The 19,045-nt window shown below is 59.7% G+C and carries 14 protein-coding genes; 6 read left to right on the top strand and 8 right to left on the bottom strand.

Annotated features, from left to right (window positions below; translation table 11 throughout):
- Positions 1 to 44: 44 nt before the first annotated feature.
- Positions 45 to 2,879: an excinuclease ABC subunit UvrA gene (gene uvrA / locus ACYZTZ_RS24830; RefSeq protein WP_033059462.1), complete on the bottom strand. Its 2,835-nt coding sequence runs from the start codon at positions 2,877 to 2,879 to the stop codon at positions 45 to 47.
- 191 nt (positions 2,880 to 3,070) lie between these two features.
- Between uvrA and ACYZTZ_RS24825 the strand changes: the two genes are divergently transcribed.
- Positions 3,071 to 4,468, top strand: a complete 1,398-nt coding sequence (locus ACYZTZ_RS24825) for an MFS transporter (RefSeq protein ID WP_033059461.1) — start codon at positions 3,071 to 3,073, stop codon at positions 4,466 to 4,468.
- 9 nt (positions 4,469 to 4,477) lie between these two features.
- Positions 4,478 to 5,005 carry a single-stranded DNA-binding protein gene (locus tag ACYZTZ_RS24820; protein WP_016969466.1) on the top strand — a complete coding sequence of 176 codons (528 nt, stop codon included), beginning with the start codon at positions 4,478 to 4,480 and terminating at the stop codon, positions 5,003 to 5,005.
- Positions 5,006 to 5,070: 65 nt separating this feature from the next.
- On the opposite strand, the gene ACYZTZ_RS24815 is transcribed toward ACYZTZ_RS24820, so the two are convergent.
- Entirely contained in the window at positions 5,071 to 7,275 is a 2,205-nt protein-coding gene (locus tag ACYZTZ_RS24815; protein WP_462000001.1) for an OsmC domain/YcaO domain-containing protein, read from the bottom strand.
- A 153-nt stretch (positions 7,276 to 7,428) separates the two neighbouring features.
- On the bottom strand, positions 7,429 to 7,983 hold the full coding sequence (locus ACYZTZ_RS24810) for a cysteine hydrolase family protein (protein ID WP_462000000.1): 555 nt from the start codon (positions 7,981 to 7,983) through the stop codon (positions 7,429 to 7,431).
- A gap of 101 nt (positions 7,984 to 8,084) precedes the next feature.
- Between ACYZTZ_RS24810 and ACYZTZ_RS24805 the strand changes: the two genes are divergently transcribed.
- The 3 genes from ACYZTZ_RS24805 to ACYZTZ_RS24795 all read left to right on the top strand — a co-directional run bounded on the left by ACYZTZ_RS24805 (position 8,085) and on the right by ACYZTZ_RS24795 (position 11,143).
- Positions 8,085 to 9,077: a GlxA family transcriptional regulator gene (locus ACYZTZ_RS24805; protein WP_461999999.1), complete on the top strand. Its 993-nt coding sequence runs from the start codon at positions 8,085 to 8,087 to the stop codon at positions 9,075 to 9,077.
- 208 nt (positions 9,078 to 9,285) lie between these two features.
- The gene (locus ACYZTZ_RS24800) at positions 9,286 to 10,395 is read left to right on the top strand and encodes a DUF3182 family protein (RefSeq protein ID WP_461999998.1); all 1,110 of its coding nucleotides are present in this window, start codon (positions 9,286 to 9,288) and stop codon (positions 10,393 to 10,395) included.
- A complete protein-coding gene (locus ACYZTZ_RS24795) occupies positions 10,385 to 11,143 on the top strand; it encodes an alpha/beta hydrolase family protein (RefSeq protein WP_461999997.1) in 759 nt (252 codons plus the stop codon). The genes ACYZTZ_RS24800 and ACYZTZ_RS24795 overlap by 11 nt, the downstream gene beginning before the upstream one ends.
- Before the next feature lie 12 nt (positions 11,144 to 11,155).
- On the opposite strand, the gene ACYZTZ_RS24790 is transcribed toward ACYZTZ_RS24795, so the two are convergent.
- The 5 genes from ACYZTZ_RS24790 to ACYZTZ_RS24770 form a co-directional block, all read right to left on the bottom strand.
- Positions 11,156 to 12,145 carry a lysylphosphatidylglycerol synthase domain-containing protein gene (locus ACYZTZ_RS24790; RefSeq protein ID WP_461999996.1) on the bottom strand — a complete coding sequence of 330 codons (990 nt, stop codon included), beginning with the start codon at positions 12,143 to 12,145 and terminating at the stop codon, positions 11,156 to 11,158.
- Complete coding sequence (gene clsB / locus ACYZTZ_RS24785) at positions 12,145 to 13,428, bottom strand: cardiolipin synthase ClsB (RefSeq protein WP_461999995.1); 1,284 nt, start codon at positions 13,426 to 13,428, stop codon at positions 12,145 to 12,147. The genes ACYZTZ_RS24790 and clsB overlap by 1 nt, the downstream gene beginning before the upstream one ends.
- On the bottom strand, positions 13,425 to 14,222 hold the full coding sequence (locus tag ACYZTZ_RS24780) for an endonuclease/exonuclease/phosphatase family protein (protein ID WP_461999994.1): 798 nt from the start codon (positions 14,220 to 14,222) through the stop codon (positions 13,425 to 13,427). The genes clsB and ACYZTZ_RS24780 overlap by 4 nt, the downstream gene beginning before the upstream one ends.
- Positions 14,219 to 15,145, bottom strand: coding sequence for a DUF72 domain-containing protein (locus ACYZTZ_RS24775; RefSeq protein ID WP_461999993.1), 927 nt, complete (start codon positions 15,143 to 15,145; stop codon positions 14,219 to 14,221). The genes ACYZTZ_RS24780 and ACYZTZ_RS24775 overlap by 4 nt, the downstream gene beginning before the upstream one ends.
- A gap of 211 nt (positions 15,146 to 15,356) precedes the next feature.
- The gene (locus ACYZTZ_RS24770) at positions 15,357 to 16,559 is read right to left on the bottom strand and encodes an MFS transporter (protein WP_461999992.1); all 1,203 of its coding nucleotides are present in this window, start codon (positions 16,557 to 16,559) and stop codon (positions 15,357 to 15,359) included.
- A gap of 359 nt (positions 16,560 to 16,918) precedes the next feature.
- On the opposite strand from ACYZTZ_RS24770, the gene ACYZTZ_RS24765 reads away from it, so the two are divergent.
- Complete coding sequence (locus ACYZTZ_RS24765; protein WP_461999991.1) at positions 16,919 to 19,042, top strand: mechanosensitive ion channel family protein; 2,124 nt, start codon at positions 16,919 to 16,921, stop codon at positions 19,040 to 19,042.
- Positions 19,043 to 19,045: the final 3 nt, after the last annotated feature.

Raw genomic sequence — 19,045 nt, 5'->3', positions numbered from 1 at the left:
CCCTGTCACCGATGAGGTGACAGGGGCTTTTTCATGGGCCTGATTCAGGCTTTGTCGCGAGCCAGCAGCGGCTTGAGGTAGAAGCCCGTGTGAGATTGCTTCATCTCCGACACTTCTTCCGGCGTACCGACAGCAATGATCTGGCCGCCCTTGGAACCGCCTTCCGGCCCCAAGTCCACCAGCCAGTCGGCCGTCTTGATCACATCCAGATTGTGCTCGATCACCACCACGGTGTTGCCGTGGTCGCGCAGTCGATGCAATACGTCGAGCAGTTGCTGAATATCCGCGAAGTGCAAGCCGGTCGTCGGCTCATCGAGGATGTACAGCGTCTTGCCGGTGTCGCGCTTGGACAGTTCGCGGGACAGCTTCACCCGCTGGGCTTCACCACCCGACAGCGTGGTCGCTGACTGCCCGAGCTTGATGTACGACAGGCCGACATCCATCAGCGTCTGAAGCTTGCGCGCCAGGGCCGGAACCGCGTCGAAGAACACCCGCGCTTCCTCGATCGTCATCTCGAGGGTTTCGTGGATGCTCTTGCCCTTGTACTTGATCTCCAGAGTCTCGCGGTTATAGCGCTTGCTCTTGCAGACGTCGCACGGGACATAGATGTCCGGCAGGAAGTGCATTTCCACCTTGATCAGGCCATCGCCCTGACACGCTTCGCAACGTCCGCCCTTCACGTTGAAGGAGAAGCGTCCAGGACCATAACCGCGGGAGCGGGACTCCGGCACACCGGCGAACAGTTCGCGAATCGGTGTGAACAACCCGGTGTAGGTCGCCGGGTTGGAGCGCGGCGTTCGACCGATAGGGCTCTGGTCGATGTCGACAACCTTATCCAGATGCTCCAGACCTTTGATGCTGTCGTGAGCGGCCGCTTCGAGCGTCGTCGCACCGTTCAATGCCGTAGCGCTAAGCGGGAACAGCGTGTTGTTGATCAGCGTCGACTTGCCCGAGCCGGACACGCCGGTTACACAGGTCAGCAGGCCGATCGGAATGTCCAGATCGACATCGCGCAAGTTGTTGCCACGGGCGCCCTTGAGGGACAGCGACAACTTCTTGTTACGCGGCGTGCGTTTGGCCGGGACTGCAATCTTCACCCGGCCCGACAAGTACTTGCCGGTCAACGAGTCTGGATGCGCCATGACTTCGGCTGGCGTACCTTCGGCGACAATGTGTCCGCCGTGTACACCTGCGCCTGGACCGATATCCACCACGTAGTCAGCCAGGCGAATCGCATCTTCGTCGTGCTCGACCACAATCACCGTATTACCGATGTCCCGCAGGTGCTTGAGGGTACCGAGCAGCCGATCGTTGTCCCGTTGGTGCAAACCAATCGACGGTTCGTCGAGGATGTACAGAACGCCCACCAGTCCGGCGCCGATCTGGCTGGCCAGACGGATACGCTGCGCCTCACCACCGGACAACGTGTCGGCACTGCGATCCAGCGACAAATAGTCCAGGCCAACGTTGACCAGGAACTGCAGTCGCTCGCGAATTTCCTTGAGAATCTTGTCAGCAATTTCGCCACGGCGGCCAGTGAGTTTCAGCACGCCGAAATATTCACAGGCATCGCCAATCGGCAGATTGGTCACCGCCGGCAGCGTCTTCTCGCCCACCCACACATGCCGCGCCTCACGACGCAGGCGAGTACCACGGCAATCCGGGCAAGGCTGGGTGCTGAGGAACTTGGCCAGTTCTTCACGCACCGAGGCGGACTCGGTTTCACGGTAGCGACGGTCCAGATTCGGCACGATGCCTTCGAACGGGTGCGAGCGTTTGACGATGTCGCCGCGGTCGTTCAGGTATTTGAAGTCGACGTTTTGCGACCCGCTGCCGTGCAGGATGAACTTCTGCTGATCGGCCGTCAGTTCGTTGAATGGCACTTCCAGGCTGAACTTGTAGTGTGAAGCCAACGAGCCGAGCATCTGGAAGTAATAGACGTTGCGCCGGTCCCAGCCACGAATCGCGCCCTCGGCCAGCGTCAGTTCACCATTGACCAATCGCTTGATGTCGAAGAACTGCTTAACACCCAGGCCATCACACGTCGGGCAAGCGCCGGCCGGATTGTTGAAGGAGAACAGTTTGGGTTCCAACTCGCTGATGGCATGGCCACAGATCGGGCAGGCGAAGCGCGCGGAGAAGATGATTTCTTCGCCGGGCTCGTCGTCCATCGGCGCGACCAGGGCGATGCCGTCTGCCAGCTTCAGCGCGGTCTCGAACGACTCGGCCAGGCGCTGCTGCAGGTCGGCGCGCACCTTGAAGCGGTCAACCACCACATCGATCGAGTGCTTCTTCTGCTTATCCAGCTTCGGCAATTCGTCCAGCTCACAGAGCCTGCCGTTGACCCGGGCCCGTACAAAGCCTTGGGCGCGCAGTTCTTCGAAGACCGAAAGATGTTCGCCTTTACGCTCGCGGATCACCGGGGCCAGCAGCATAAGCTTGCTGCCCTCCGGTTGGGCGAGGACCAGGTCGACCATCTGGCTGACGGTCTGGGCTTCCAGCGGAATGTCGTGATCCGGGCAACGCGGAATACCCACGCGAGCGTAAAGCAGGCGCAGATAGTCGTAGATTTCGGTGATGGTGCCGACCGTCGAACGCGGGTTGTGCGAGGTCGATTTCTGCTCGATGGAAATGGCTGGCGACAAACCTTCGATGGTGTCGACGTCAGGCTTTTCCATCATCGACAAAAATTGCCGAGCGTAGGCCGACAGCGATTCGACGTAGCGGCGCTGGCCTTCGGCGTACAGCGTGTCGAATGCCAGGGATGATTTTCCGGAGCCGGACAGGCCGGTGATGACAATCAGTTTGTCCCTGGGCAGGGTCAGGTCGATGTTCTTCAGGTTGTGGGTTCGGGCCCCACGAATCAGGATCTTGTCCAAAGTGGCCTCGCTCGGCGGGCGTCGAAAACGTAGGAGTATACGGCCAAATACTGGATGGATGCACACTATCAAATGAGCGGGTTACAGCCTTACATGAAGAGTCTGTCAGCAGAGCGCGTCAAAGCGTCGCGATATACCCCGTCAATCGATGGGACTGGTAGAATCGCCGCCGGTTCACATGAGGTTTTTCCATGCACGATCCCCACAGCGAACGCATGAGTGGCAGCGAGACCCGCGCAGCAAGCGGTCTGGCCCTGGTGTTCGCCTTCCGTATGCTTGGCATGTTCATGGTGTTGCCGGTACTGGCGACCTATGGGATGGATCTGGCAGGAGCGACCCCGGCCCTTATCGGGCTGGCGATTGGCGCTTACGGCCTGACCCAGGCGATCTTTCAAATTCCCTTCGGCTTTATTTCCGACCGTATCGGCCGTCGTCCGGTGATTTACCTGGGGCTGATCGTCTTCGCCCTCGGTAGCGTGCTGGCGGCCAATGCCGACTCGATCTGGGGCGTGATCGCCGGACGGATCCTGCAAGGCGCCGGGGCGATTTCCGCGGCGGTGATGGCGTTGCTGTCAGACTTGACCCGTGAACAGCATCGGACCAAAGCCATGGCCATGATCGGCATGACGATCGGTCTGTCGTTCGCTGTCGCGATGGTTGTAGGACCGTTGCTGACCCGCGCCTTCGGCCTGTCCGGGTTGTTCCTCGCCACGGGCGGCATGGCATTGTTCGGCATCGTGATCGTGATGTTCATGGTGCCGCGTTCGACCGGGCCGTTGCAGCACCGCGAATCCGGCGTTGCGCGCCAGGCGCTGATACCGACGCTCAAGCATCCAGACCTGCTGCGTCTGGACCTGGGTATTTTTGTGTTGCACGCGATGTTGATGTCGAGCTTCGTTGCGTTGCCTTTGGCGCTGGTCGAAAAAGCCGGGTTGCCTAAAGAGCAGCACTGGTGGGTCTACCTGACCGCGTTGCTGATTTCCTTCTTCGCCATGATCCCGTTCATTATCTACGGCGAGAAGAAACGCAAAATGAAACGAGTTTTACTCGGCGCCGTCGCGACGCTGATGCTCACTGAGCTATTCTTCTGGCAGTTCGGCGATAGCTTGCGAGCTCTGGTGATCGGGACGGTGGTGTTCTTCACTGCGTTCAACTTGCTGGAAGCTTCTCTACCATCGCTGATCAGCAAGGTTTCACCAGCAGGCGGCAAAGGCACGGCGATGGGGGTTTATTCCACCAGTCAGTTCCTCGGTTCGGCACTGGGCGGGATCCTCGGCGGCTGGTTGTTCCAGCATGGCGGTCTGTCGGTTGTGTTCCTTGGATGCGCCGGTCTGGCTGCCCTCTGGCTGGCCTTTGCTGTTACCATGCGCGAACCACCCTACGTGACGAGCCTGCGCTTGCCGTTGTCGCCCGAGGCGATCCGCGAAGCGGGTCTGGTTGAGCGCCTGAAGGCCGTCGTAGGGGTAACAGATGCGGTGATCGTTGCTGATGAAGCGGCGATTTACATCAAATTGGACACAGAACTATTGGATCGCACGACCCTTGAGCGCCTGGTGAACAACCCGGCCGAGGCAGCGTGCGTAGCCTAGGAGAACGTTATGGCCCGTGGGGTTAACAAAGTCATATTGGTCGGCACTTGCGGCCAGGATCCCGAAGTTCGCTACTTGCCTAACGGTAACGCCGTGACCAACCTGAGTCTGGCGACCAGCGAACAGTGGACCGACAAGCAAACCGGTCAGAAGGTCGAGAAGACCGAATGGCACCGTGTGTCGATGTTCGGCAAAGTTGCCGAGATCGCCGGCGAGTACCTGCGTAAAGGTTCGCAGGTCTACATCGAAGGCAAGCTGCAGACCCGCGAGTGGGAAAAAGACGGTATCAAGCGTTACACCACTGAAATCGTGGTCGACATGCAAGGCACCATGCAACTGCTGGGCGGCCGTCCACAACAGGGCGACCAACAAGGCGGGGGCAATAACTACCAGCAGTCCGCCCCGGCCCCACGCCAACAGGCTCCGCGTCCACAGCAGTCGGCACCGCAACAGTCGCGTCAGGCTCCGGCTCCACAGCAGGCTGCTCCGCAACCGGCTCCGGATTTCGACAGCTTTGATGACGATATCCCGTTCTAAAAAGCTGCGATCCAGTCAGTAATAAAAAAGCGAAGCCATCTGGCTTCGCTTTTTTGTGGGCGCTATTAACTGGATAACGTCGTCACGTTGGCCCGCGCCATGTGCAGTTTTTTGTAGCTGTCGATCAGGCGCAGGTGTCTATCGAGCCCTTCCAGTTTGATGCTGGTCGGCGTCAAACCATGGAAGCGCACGCTGCCATCGACCGAGCCGATCACTGCATCCATTCGTTCGTTGCCAAACATCCGGCGGAAATTGGCCTCGTAGTCTTCCAGCTCCAGGTCTTCGTCCAGTTTCATCTCCAGCACCGCGTTGACGGCTTGGTAGAACAAGCCGCGCTCAACCGTGTTGTCGTTGTACTGCAGGAACATCTCCACTGCCTCTTTCGCCTCTTCAAATTGCTGCAAGGCGAGATAAATCAGCAGCTTCAACTCCAGGATCGTCAGCTGACCCCAGGCCGTATTGTCGTCAAATTCGATGCCGATCAGGGAGGTGATGTCGGTGTAGTCATCCAGCTCACTTTCCACCAGGCGCTCAACCAGCGCTTGCAGTTCGTCGTCGTCCAGGCGATGCAGGTTCAGGATATCGGCGCGGAAGAAAAGCGCTTTGTTGGTGTTATCCCAGATCAGGTCGTCCACGGGATAGATTTCCGAATAGTCCGGCACCAGGATGCGGCATGCCGTCGCGCCGATATGCTCGTAGACCGCCATGTACACTTCCTTGCCCATGCCTTCGAGAATGCCGAACAAGGTCGCGGCTTCTTCGGCATTCGAGTTTTCACCCTGGCCGGAGAAGTCCCACTCCACGAATTCGTAATCGGACCTGGAGCTGAAGAAGCGCCACGACACCACGCCGCTGGAATCGATGAAGTGCTCGACGAAGTTATTCGGCTCGGTCACCGCATGGCCTTCAAACGTCGGCTGGGGCAAGTCGTTGAGGCCTTCGAAGCTGCGGCCCTGGAGCAGTTCGGTCAGGCTGCGCTCCAGCGCCACTTCCAGGCTCGGGTGCGCGCCGAACGAGGCGAACACACCGCCGGTACGCGGGTTCATCAACGTGACGCACATCACCGGGAATTCACCGCCCAGGGATGCATCCTTCACCAATACGGGGAACCCTTGCTCTTCCAGCGCCTGAATACCGGCCAGTATCCCGGGGTACTTCGCCAGCACATCGGCGGGCACATCCGGCAGTGCAAATTCACCTTCGATGATTTCGCGTTTTACCGCACGCTCGAAGATCTCCGACAGGCATTGCACCTGGGCTTCGGCCAGCGTGTTGCCGGCACTCATGCCGTTGCTCAGGAACAGGTTTTCAATCAGGTTGGACGGGAAATACACCACTTCGCCGTCCGACTGGCGCACGTATGGCAGCGAGCAGATGCCGCGCTCTTCATTGCCCGAGTTGGTGTCGATCAGGTGGGAACCACGCAACTCGCCGTCGCGGTTGTAAATCTTCAGGCAGTACGCGTCGAGGATTTCGGCCGGCAGTTCATCTTTACGGCCAGGCTTGAACCAGCGTTCGTCCGGGTAATGCACAAACGGCGCGTTGGCGATCTCTTCGCCCCAGAACTGATCGTTGTAGAAGAAGTTGCAGTTGAGTCGCTCGATAAACTCGCCCAACGCCGACGCCAGCGCGCCTTCCTTGGTTACGCCCTTGCCGTTGGTAAAACACATCGGCGAGTGCGCATCGCGGATATGCAGCGACCACACGTTGGGAACGATATTGCGCCACGAGGCGATTTCAATCTTCATGCCCAGGTCCGCCAGAATGGCCGACATGTTGGCGATGGTCTGCTCCAGCGGCAGATCCTTGCCCGCGATATAGGTGTGCGCCTCTGAATTAGACGCAGGCATCAGCAACGCCTGGGCATCGGCGTCGAGGTTTTCCACTTCTTCGATCACAAACTCAGGCCCGGCTTGCACCACTTTTTTCACGGTGCAACGGTCGATGGAACGCAGGATGCCCTGGCGGTCCTTGTCGGAGATGTCCGCTGGTAGCTCGACCTGGATCTTGAAAATCTGGTTGTAGCGGTTTTCCGGATCAACAATGTTGTTCTGCGACAGGCGGATGTTTTCGGTGGGAATACTGCGAGTGTCGCAGTACAGCTTCACGAAATAAGCCGCACACAGCGCCGACGAAGCCAGGAAGTAGTCGAACGGACCCGGTGCCGAGCCATCGCCCTTGTAGCGGATAGGTTGATCGGCCACCACCGTGAAGTCGTCGAACTTGGCTTCAAGTCGAAGGTTGTCGAGAAAGTTGACCTTGATTTCCATGGGGGATTACCAGAATAACGGCTAGACGATTTGGCCGCCATTATCCGGCTTTTCGGCCGTAAGTCTCAGAAAAAAGGCCAGTCATGTGCGCACGCGACTGGCCTTCTTTGTTTCGGGAGCGTCGGATTGCAGCACCCGAGGCAGAAGCGTTGGTCAGTGATGCGCCGCCAGGAACTCGTCAGTGGACACCACGCTTGCATAGGCGAAGCCCAGGGCCGACATGAAGGCGGCATGAACGTGGGCTGCCGGAACGGTGACGCCGTTGAACTCCAGATCACGGGTAGCGCAGGCGTCGTGAATCACGGTAACGCTGTAGCCAAAGTCCGCGGCGGCGCGGGTGATGCCATCGACACACATGTGGCTCATGCTGCCGACGACCACGAGCTCCTTGATGCCTTGTTCGTCGAGGATCGATTTCAGTTGTGTTTCACGGAACGAGTTGACGAAATGCTTGAGCACCACAGGCTCATCGGCGCGATTCAGGACTTTGGGGTGCAGCTTCGCGCCTTCCGAACCCGGGGTGAAGAAAGGGGCTTCGTCGGAGGTGAATTCGTGGCGGATGTGCACCACCGAATCACCGGCATCGCGGAAGGCTTTGAGCAGACGAACGGCATTGTCCGCCGCGGCATCGGCGCCGACCAGCGGCCACTTGCCTTGGGGGAAGTAGTCATTTTGGATATCGACTACGATGAGTGCTTGCTTGGCCATGACTGTTTCCTCGAAGTGCTTGTTGGTGTGGAATGAAGTATTGGGTCTGGCAGGCCGTCCGAGGATTGGCCGCACCGACAATAGAAGGGGGAAAACTGACAATGGACGCAGAAAGGCCAATCACCGAGTTGGGCGTGCTGATCTATCCCGGTGCGCAGATGGCGGCGGTGCATGGGTTGACGGACTTGTTCGGGGTGGCGAACCGGATTGCCGCCGAGCATCAGGCGGCGCAGTTGCCGTTGCTGCGGGTCAGCCATTGGCAGGTTGATGGCGATCAGGCGCCCGAGCGGGTCTACGACAGTCATCCCGCTGCGGACGGTGCGTTGGTGGCGGTGTTGATCCCGCCGTCGATTGCCGGTTTTTCCGAAGGTCAGGCACCGCAGGCGCTGTTTCGCTGGCTGCGTCAGCAACATGCGAATGGCGCGACACTCGGCGGGGTTTGTGTGGGGTCGATTCTGTTGGCCGAAAGTGGCCTGCTCGACGGTCGCAGCGCCACCACCCACTGGACCTCGGCCAAAGCCTTCGCCGAGCGTTATCCGGCGATCAAGCTCAAGGCCGATACACCCATCGTTGACGACGGCGACCTGATTACGACCGCCGGGCTGATGGCCTGGTCCGAACTGGGCTTGCGCCTGGTCAATCGCCTGCTGGGGCCAAGCATCGCCACCAGTACCGCGCGATTTCTGGTGGTGGAACACAGCGACAGCGCGAGTGAATGCGGCAGCAATTTTTCACCCATTCTCAGCCATGGTGACGCCTCGATTCTCAAGGTCCAGCATTGGCTGCAGAGCACCGGAGCGACCGATGTGTCACTGCCGACGATGGCCGAGCGGGCAGGGCTGGAAGAACGCACGTTCCTGCGTCGATTTCGCGCCGCAACCGGGCTTAAACCCACCGAGTACTGCCAGCATCTGCGGGTCGGCAAGGCCCGGGAAATGCTCGAGTTCACCAACGGCACCATCGATCACATCGCCTGGACGGTGGGTTATCAGGATCCGAGTGCCTTTCGGGCGACGTTCAAGAAGATTACCGGGTTGGCGCCGAGTGATTACCGGACACGGTTTGGAGTGACACCGACTGCGGCAACCCGGTAGAAGCCTCACTCCCACATTGGGTCAGTGTAAGGCTTGAATCGTGCAAAATGCCGGAATCTTGAAGGCTGTCGTGCAGAATCAAACAGGCAGGGTGCCATCATGCTTTTCGCAACTGTCTGATTTGAAAAACGTTTGTCTTTGGCCCTCCTTGGCCTGATCTCTGCACCCTTTCAACTACATTCATCACGCGCAGATTGAAGGGGGACGCATGACCCCAACAAACCGCAAGAAACTGGTGGTCGCCCACTCCGTGCGCCCCGAGGCTCCGTTGCACGAAGTGGAAACCAATCGTGCGCTGGCCCGTTGGCTGGCACAGATCCTGGGGCTTAAATACGGCGGCAATTACGACCCGGAACTGCACAACGGTCGAGACCTGTATCTGTTGCCGACCCAGACGCTTGTGGGCGTCGCTGCCGCCCGTCAATTGGGCGTCAAGGGGCCTGAGGATTTGTGGGGCGGTTACGTCGACCATGATTTCATCTGCACCAAAGCCATCAGTCACGGGTTGCGTAACAAAAATGCTCACGCTCCGGAAGGCTGGTCACCGTTGTTTTCCGAACGTGTACGCAGCGTGGTGCTCGACGGCCTCAGTGTTTTTTCCATGGACGATGCGCGTCCTGCGGCGGAGCATCTGCTCTACAGCGGCCCGATCCGCATCAAGCCTATTCATGCCTGCGCCGGACGCGGTCAGGAAGTGATCAAAAGCCTCGACCAGTTCGATGCCATCCTCGCCAGACCCGAGGCCAAAGCGCTGTTCAGCGAAGGCGTGGTGCTGGAGCAGGACCTGGACCACGTGATCACCCACAGCGTCGGTCAGAGTTTTATCGGCGACACGGTGCTGAGTTATTGCGGTGATCAATACTTGACCAAAGACGGTCAGGGCGAGCAGGTTTATGGAGGGTCCAACCTGCTGGTCGTGCAGGGTGATTACGACGATCTGCTCGAACTGGAACTGCCGGACGATGTTCAGCTGGCGATCCGGCAGGCGCAAGTGTTCGACCGTGCCGCGGATGAGGCTTATCCCGGTTTCTACGCCTCGCGGCGCAACTACGACATCGCCCAAGGTGTCGACAGTAATGGCAAGCAGCGCAGCGGAGTACTCGAGCAGTCCTGGCGGATGGGCGGTGCCAGCAGCGCCGAAGTCGCCGCCTTGCAAAGCTTCGTCAACGACCCCGGGATGCGCGCGATTCGCGTGTCGTCAGTCGAGACCTACATCGACCAGCCGCTGCCGGCGGATGCCATCGAGGTGTATCGCGGGCCGGCGCAAAACAGTGACTTTCTTCTCAAGTACGTAACGGTTAAATCCTATGACGGCTAGAAGCGAAACCATTCAAATCGACATCGACGATGAACAGATGATCGGGACCTTTCTCAGTCCAAAATCGAAAGTGCCCGGCGTGCTCTTTGTGCACGGTTGGGGCGGGAGTCAGGAGCGGGACCTGGAGCGGGCGAAAGGCATCGCCGGTCTGGGTTGCGTGTGCTTGACGTTCGACTTGCGGGGACATACCGGCGGGGCCGGTATTGCGCTGAGTCGAGTGACGCGCGAAGACAACCTGCGCGACCTGCTGGCAGCGTATGACCGCTTGCTCGCGCACCCGGCGCTCGATACATCGGCGATTGCTGTGGTCGGCACCAGTTATGGCGGTTACCTGGCCTCGATCCTGACGTCATTGCGTCCGGTGCGCTGGCTGGCGCTGCGGGTGCCGGCCCTGTATCGCGATGATCAATGGCACACGCCCAAACGTGATCTGGATAAGCTCGATTTACGTGATTACCGCCGCACGTTAGTCCGCGCGGACAGCAATCGTGCGCTGCATGCCTGTTCGCAATTTACCGGGGATGTGCTGCTTGTGGAGTCCGAGACCGACGACTATGTGCCCCACTCAACCATCATGAGTTACCGCGCTGCGTGTCAGCAGACCCACTCGCTGACCCACCGGATTATCGACGGCGCCGATCACGCCTTGAGCGAGTCTGTTTCGCAACAGGCATACACCTCGATCCTGGTGGGCTGGATCACCGAGATGGTGGTGGGCGAGCGGTTGAGCATTATTCAGTCATCGTAAAAACATCGGCTGTTAATGCTTAGGTTTCTTCTCGATCCGCAACGACTTGGCCTTGGCTTCCACGATCAGGTACATCACCAGGGTAATCAGTAGCGGCAAGATGAAATAGATCGCCCGATAGGCCAGCAATCCGGCCACCAGGCTGCCTCGGGACACTTCATGTTGCAGCAGCGCCACGAACACCGCTTCAAGCACGCCGAGCCCGGCGGGGATGTGCGTGATGACCCCGGCAATCGCGCTGATCAACAACACCCCAAGCACCAGCGGATAGTCCAGCTTGCTCGGCAGCAAAGTGAAAATCACCGCCGCCATCAGCGACCAGTTCAGCGCCCCGAGAGCCAGTTGCAGCACTGCCATGCGCAGGGACGGCAGGTCGATTTCCACCCCGCGTATCGCCCACTCCCGTCGCTTGGAGAACTGACACGCTGCCAGGTACCCCGCGCTCACCAGCAGCAACAACACGCCCACACCTTGCAAGGCGTCGCTGCTCAGCTTCCAGCCTGGCGGCATTCGCACCAGCCCGCTGCTGAACACCGCACCGGCAATCACCATGTAACCGAACCAGTTGGTTGCCAGGCTCAACCCGAGAATTTTCGCGATATTGCCCTTGCTCACCCCGAGTCGCGAATACAGCCGATAACGCATGGCAATGCCGCCGACCCAGGCACTCAGATTGAGGTTGAAGGCATAGCTGATAATCCCCACCGGCAGGATCTGCTTCCACGTCAGCTCCTGGCGAATGTAGGTGCGACCGATCAGGTCGAAGCAGGCGTAAACCAGAAAACTCAGCAAGGTCAGAGTGGACGCGATGATCAGCGTGCGCACCTTGAAATCGGCGAGGTTGTCGAACACTTCATCCCATTCGATGCGCTGGGCAAGCATCGTGAACAGCACGATCAGCGCCAGGAAAAACAGCATTGTCAGCGGCCGTTTCCAGCGGCTCCAGCGGGATTTGGTCGGGTTGTCGGCGTGGGTCGCCGGTTGTGTATCAGAGTGGCTCATCAGGTGTCACTCCCGGCGGAATGGGAAAAAGGTTTCAGGCGCGGCTTGTGCGCCGGCAGCCAACCGGCCCAGGCCGGGAAGTGCCGCAGAAAGTGAAACACCAGAAAGCCGACGGTCATGTGCCAGACCCGCCCGCGCGGGGACTTGTCTGCGGACATGACCTTGCAATGGTTGTTACTCAGGTCTTCGAGGCGCTCGAACAGGTCGCGGTTGAAGGCGCGATCGCGGATCAACACATTGGCTTCCAGGTTCAAGGACAGGCTCAACGGGTCGAGGTTGCTCGAACCGACCGTGCTCCAATCCTCATCCACCAGCGCGACTTTGCCGTGCAGCGGACGGTCGCAATATTCGTAAATCTGCACGCCGGATTTGAGCAGGTAGTCATAGGTCATGCGCGCGGCGAGTTTGGCCGCCAGCATATCGGGCTGACCTTGCAGGATCAGCCGCACATCGACGCCTCGGCGCGCCGCGTTGCGGATCTCGCGCAGCAGGCGATAGCCCGGAAAGAAGTAGGCATTGGCGATCACAACCCGGCGCTGGGCACTGCGCAGCACCTGTCGGTAAACCTCTTCGATGTCGGTCGGATGCTCGCCATTGTCGCGGTACACCAGGCGAACCTGGCCGTCATGATCGGTGAATGCCAGCTCCGAGCGCCTTTGCCTGCGTCGTTGCCACCAGTATTTGGCGCGAGCCGGGCGACCGCATTGCAGCAGTGCGAAGTGATGGATGTCGGCCACCGCCGGGCCTTGCACTTCAACGGAATAATCCTGCTTGGCCTCAGGGCCGAAGTCAGCCAAATGGTCGGCAGAAAAGTTGATACCGCCGATGAACGCAATCGTGCCGTCGACCACCACGATCTTGCGGTGCAGGCGGCGGAACCAGTTGGTGCGGATGCCCAGAAGTTTGGGCGCCGGGTCGAAAATCTGGATGCGCACGCCGGCCTCGCTCAGGGCGGAGAGGTATCCCGTGCCCAGTTCACCGCAGCCAAAGCCATCGAGGCTGGCGGTGATCCGCACGCCGCGTTGAGCGGCGGCGATCAGGACTTCCTGCAGCTCATTGCCGACTTTGTCCTCGAACACAATGAAGGTTTCCAGCAGGATTTCAGTCTTGGCCTGACGCATGGCTTCGAACACCCGAGGGAAATAATCTTCACCATTTTCCAGCAGCTCTACGCGGTTGTTGCCTTGCCAGCCATATTCGACGTCGACCACGCCCGGCTCACGGACCGGCGGGGTTGTGGATAAGTGCTCCACATGGGTTTTTTCCATCGACGGGCTGCTCATAGCTCGATCTCCACCGACAGCGGCGCATGGTCGGAAAGGTGTGACCAGGGCCGCGCGGCCAACACTTGCGGCTGACTGGCCTTGAGGTTTCGCACGTAGATGCGGTCAAGGCGCAGCGCTGGCAAACGCGCCGGAAAACTGCGCGCCGGTTTGCCGTGGAGTTCGGCGAAAACCTCCCGTAAACCACTGGGTTTGAGCAGCGCGTCGGCACGCTGACGCCAGTCGTTGAAGTCACCGGCAACGATCACCGGGGCATCGCTGGGCAGTTCTTCGAGGCGCTGGGCCAGCAACTTGAGTTGTTCGGTCCGGTGGGTTTCGCGAAGGCCCAGATGCACGCAAATGGCATGCACTTCCTGGCCGTCACCGGGCAGGCGCAGCACGCAATGCAGGATGCCGCGATTCTCGTGACCGCTGATGGAGACGTCGAGGTTGTCGTGGCGAATGATCTGGAATTTCGACAGCAGCGCGTTGCCGTGATCGCCCGCCGGATAGACCGCGTTGCGCCCATAGGCGAACTGCGGCCACAGGGTGTCGGCGAGGAATTCGTATTGCGGCATCGCCGGCCAATTGCTGTAGCGCTGGGGGTGATGCTCGTGGGTGCCGTGGACTTCCTGCAAAAACACCACGTCGGCGGACACGCTGCGCACTGCTTCGCGCAATTCAGGCAGGATGAAACGCCGGTTGAACGCGGTGAAGCCCTTGTGCGTGTTGACCGTCAGCACGGTAAAGCGGCGCACGGAGGTGATGATGGGTTGCTGTTCGTCGGTGGTGCCGACCGGTTCGGAAATGCTCATGACAGCACTCCTTCGGCGGCCGGTTCACCAGGACGGGTGGCAAGGTCTTTATCCAGATGAAAACGCTCCAGCAAGCGGCGGGCATCGAAGGGCGCGCGGACTTTGATGTCGTTGTCGAAGTAGCAAAACACCTCACGGGACTTGCGCGCCTTGGGCTTTTGCCGGGGTGCGATCAGCTGCGGGTCGGGCGGTTGCTGGCCGTGGTACCAGGCCTCGATCCGGTCACCCCAGCGTTTCAGCGTCTCGGGGGTGTAACCGCTGGCATAGAGTTCTTCGGCACCGTGCAGGCGCAGGTAAACGAAGTCGCTGGTGAGGTCTTCCCGGTACGGCCATTTACCGGCGGTGTCGGCGATCACCAGCGCCGCATTGTGGCGTTTGAGCAGGCGGATGAAGGCGGGGTCGATGAAGCTCTCGTTTCTGACTTCTACGGCATGGCGCAACGGCTTTTTTCCGTAGGCCTTCATGCTGGCGTGACCGTTCACGTGCGAATCATGCTGGCGGGCGAGGGCGGCGGCCTCTTCGGTGTTGTGCGGCAATTGCTCCAGAAAGGTTTCGAACAGCTTGGCATCGAATTTGAAATTGGGCGGAAATTGCCAGAGGATCGGGCCGAGTTTTTCTTTGAGTTCCAGAACCCCGGACGCAAAGAAATTCGCCAAGGGTTTATGGACGTCCCGCAGTCGCCTGATGTGGGTGATAAAGCGCGGGGCTTTGACGCTGAAAACGAAACCCCTCGGGGTTTCGGCGTACCACTGGGCATAACGTTCGGGCCGTTGCAGGGCGTAAAACGATCCATTGATTTCGATGCTGTTGACCGCCCGTGAGGCGAATTGCAATTCGCGCTTGTGGGTCAGCCCCGTTGGGTAAAAATCCCCCCGCCAGGGCGTGTAGCGCCAGCCTGAAATACCGATGTGGATCGCCGCCATGTCGCCTCCCGTCTAATGGTCCTCGGACTGCCCCTGTCTTTTGATGACTGCGGGGCGGGCGAGAAAGTTTCGACGGGACTACGGACGGTCAATGCTTAACAGACCCACACAAATCAAATGTGGGAGCGAGCTTGCTCGCGAATGCGGTGTGTCAGTCACATCGATGCTGGATGTGCTGCCGCCTTCGCGAGCAGACTCGCTCCCACAGGGTTTAGTGACCGGCCACAACCTGGGTCGTGCTCTCTGCATACACCGGACCCAAGCGATCAAGACGACCGCTCCACGCGGTCAGCGCCAACGCGACCAACACCACCAGCCCACCGATCCATGCGGTGTGAATCAAGCCCATGTGAGCAACGATCAAGCCACCGCCCCACGCGCCACCGGCGATGCCGAGGTTGAACGCGGCGGTGTTCAGGCCCGACGCCACGTCCACCGCATGCGGCGTGTGATGTTCGGCCTGACGCACCACATACACTTGCAGGCCCGGCACGTTGCCGAACGCAACCGCGCCCCAGACCAGTACGGTGGCCAGGGCCAACCATGGATTGCCGGCGGTGAAAGTCAGTACGAACAACACGGCCGCGAGCAGGGCGAAGATGATTTTCAGGGCGCTGATCGGGCCGCGTTTGTCCGCCAGTTTGCCGCCCCAGATGTTACCGACGGCCACCGAGATGCCGTAAACCAGCAGCACCAGGCTGACCGTGCTGGCGCTGAAACCGGAAATGTCCTGAAGAATCGGTGCCAGGAAGGTGAACGCAATGAACGAGCCGCCGTAACCGACCGCGGTCATGGCGTACACCAGCAACAGACGCGGCTGCTTAAGCACCTGCAATTGCTGCAACAGTGAAGCCGGTTTGCTGTGGGCAATGTTTTTCGGCACGTAAAGCAGGCTGCCGATGAACGCGATCACACCCAGCGCAGACACCGCGAGGAAGGTTTCGCGCCAGCCGAAGTGCTGACCAATGAACGTCCCCAGTGGCACGCCGGTGACCAGTGCCACGGTCAGGCCGGTGAACATGATCGCGATCGCGCTGGCGGCTTTTTCCTTTGGCACGAGGCTGGTGGCGATGGTCGAGCCAATCGAGAAAAACACCCCGTGGGCCAGGCCGGTTACGATCCGCGCAATGATCAGCGATTCGTAGCTTGGCGCTTTCCAGGCCAGCAGGTTGCCGAGGGTGAACAGCACCATCAGCGACAACAGCAGCATTTTGCGCGGGACTTTGCCGGTGAGGGCGGTCAGCACCGGGGCGCCAATGGCAACGCCCAATGCGTAGAGACTGACCAGCAGGCCGGCGGATGGCAGGCTGACGCCGAGGTCGGCGCCGATGGTGGGTAACAGGCCAACGATGACGAATTCGGTCGTCCCGATGGCGAAGGCGCTGAGGGTCAGCGCGAGCAAGGCAATGGGCATGGCTGCAACTCCGGTGGATTGATTGATGGAGCGCAGTGTCGGGGTTTGGGGTGTGTGGAAAAATACAGGGATGGGCATTTGATATTTGCTTCGCACGCAAAGATCAAAAGCTACCCCCTCACCCCAGCCCTCTCCCCCATGGGGGCGAGGGGGAAAGGGAGCAGATTTGTGTTGTTTTCAAAACCTGAGTTCGACTCGATGTTTCAGGTCGATGTAGCTCCAAGAACACCTCGGTAGGCTCCCTCTCCCTTGGGGAGAGGGCTGGGGTGAGGGGGTGGCTCTTGATTTCACCCAATAACCGAACTTGCCTACACTTTCCCGATCAGTTCCTTACAGACCCTTTCGCAGGAGCGCCGTGTTTGTTCAAGTTCAAGACCGCGATACTACTGGGGGCATTGCTGATTCTGGGCAGCAACGAGCTGGAGGCTGCCGCACTGCCGGGTGTGCCGGCCGCCGCCGCGACACCACTGGCCCATCCCGAACCGCTGGTACAGGGTGGTTTGCTGGGTGCCATCAGTTCGAGCATTGAGGAAGTCCAGGGAAAACTCGATCTCAACGAGGACCTGCTGGACGCCTGGCGTCTGCGTGCAGACCGGGCGGCGGTTGAGGTGGATAAACTGGTCAATCATCCGTCGTCCCGTTCGAGCTGGAGCGTGGCGGGGGATTTCCTGCTGTTGTCCGGTGTGTGGATGGGCGTCTTTGTGTTGCTCTGGCTGCTGGGAGGGCTGCTCACCAAACGTCTGTGCCAGAACCGCCTGCTGCTCACTCGCGAGCGCGGTCAGGCCTTGCTGGGTTATGTGTTGCCCTACACGGTTCCGGCGCTGATCAGCCTGCCGCTGACGCTGTATGTCAGCCACTTCCTGCAAGTGTCCGCCGGCCGGGCGCTGGCATTGTGTTTCGCCTATGCCACCAGCAGCGGCATCTTCGCCGCGTCGTTGCTGTTGTCGCTGGTGGTGCTGTTCAACGCCGGCCACAAGCGCCAGGCGGTGCAGATTATTCGTCAGCACAGCCCACGACCGCTGTTTTTGATGGGCTTCCTCGTGGCGCTGAGCGACGCCTTGACCAGCCCGCAAATCGCCCGCCTGCTTGGCGGCAATCTCACCAGCAGTGTCGCGGTGTTCACCGGGGTGGCGGCCTCGGTCACCTTTGGCCTTTTGGTGATCAAGATGCGCCGTCCGGTCGCCCATCTGATCCGCATTTTGCCGTTGTCCCAGCGCCTCAGTCAGCCGGCCGTGCGTGAAATGCTGAGGATCTTTTCCGGGCTCTGGTACTGGCCGATTCTGTTGATGGTGCTGGTGTCGGTGATCAACCTGATCGGCATTGGCGATGACAACCAGAAAGTACTGCGCTGTGCGCTGTTTACCACGGTGTTGCTGATTGCGACGGTGTTTCTCAGCACGTCGCTGCATCACCTGTTCAAGTCGCGCAGTGAGTTGGTCGTGCGCCGCAGCAGTGCCTACAAAGAGCGCTTTCTCAGCCTTTCGCACGCGTTGCTGCGCATCGCCCTGGCGATTGTGTTCATCGATGTCCTGGGGCGCATCTGGGGTGTGTCGCTGTTTGAATTTGCGGTGAGCAATTCAGTCGGCCGGGCGATCAGCGATTCCCTGAGCCGTATCGGTTTGATTTTCCTGGTGACCTGGATGGTCTGGGTGGTGTTGGACACGGCGATTCAGGAAGCCCTGAAGCCACCCGTTAGCAAACGCTCGGCGCACCAGCCCAGCACCCGGATCAAAACCATCCTGCCGCTGCTGCGCAATGCGATCAAAATCATCCTGGTGGTGATCTGTGCGATCACCACCATGGCTAACCTGGGGATCAACGTTGCACCCTTTCTGGCGGGTGCCGGTGTCGTAGGGCTGGCCATCGGATTCGGTTCCCAGCAACTGGTGCAGGACGTGATCACCGGGTTGTTCATCATCATCGAAGACACGTTGTCGATTGGCGATTGGGTCGTACTCGACTCTGGCCACGCCGGCACTGTTGAAGGCCTGACGATCCGTACTTTGCGCCTGCGCGACGGCAAGGGGTTTGTGCACTCGGTGCCGTTCGGTCAGATCAAGGCCGTGACCAATCAATCGCGGCAATTCGCCTATGCGTTCTTTTCGGTGCAATTCACTTACGACACCGATGTCGACAAGGCTATCGAGTTGATCCGCGAGGCTGGAGATTCCATCCGCGACGATGCGTTCCTCAAGTACAACCTGCAAGGGCCGCTGGATGTGTTTGGTGTCGACAAGATGGACCTCAACGGCGTGGTGCTGACGGCACAGTTCCGCACCGTGTCGGGTGGGCAATACGCAGTGAGTCGGGCGTTCAACCAGCGTTTGAAAAAGCTTGTGGATAACAGCCCGTGGGTGCATTTCGCGCAGACTTATCCACAGCAGGTCTTGATGCCAAGACAGGCTGTTGAACCGCTGCAAAGCGATGGACTTGCATCGGAGCATTCATCGGTGTTCCTGCCGGATCAGCCGCGTACTCAATGATTT

The sequence above is a fragment of the Pseudomonas sp. LB3P58 genome (assembly GCF_054897895.1).
Note: the sequence above shows the minus strand (reverse complement) of the source record. Positions and strands in the feature narration are given on the sequence as shown.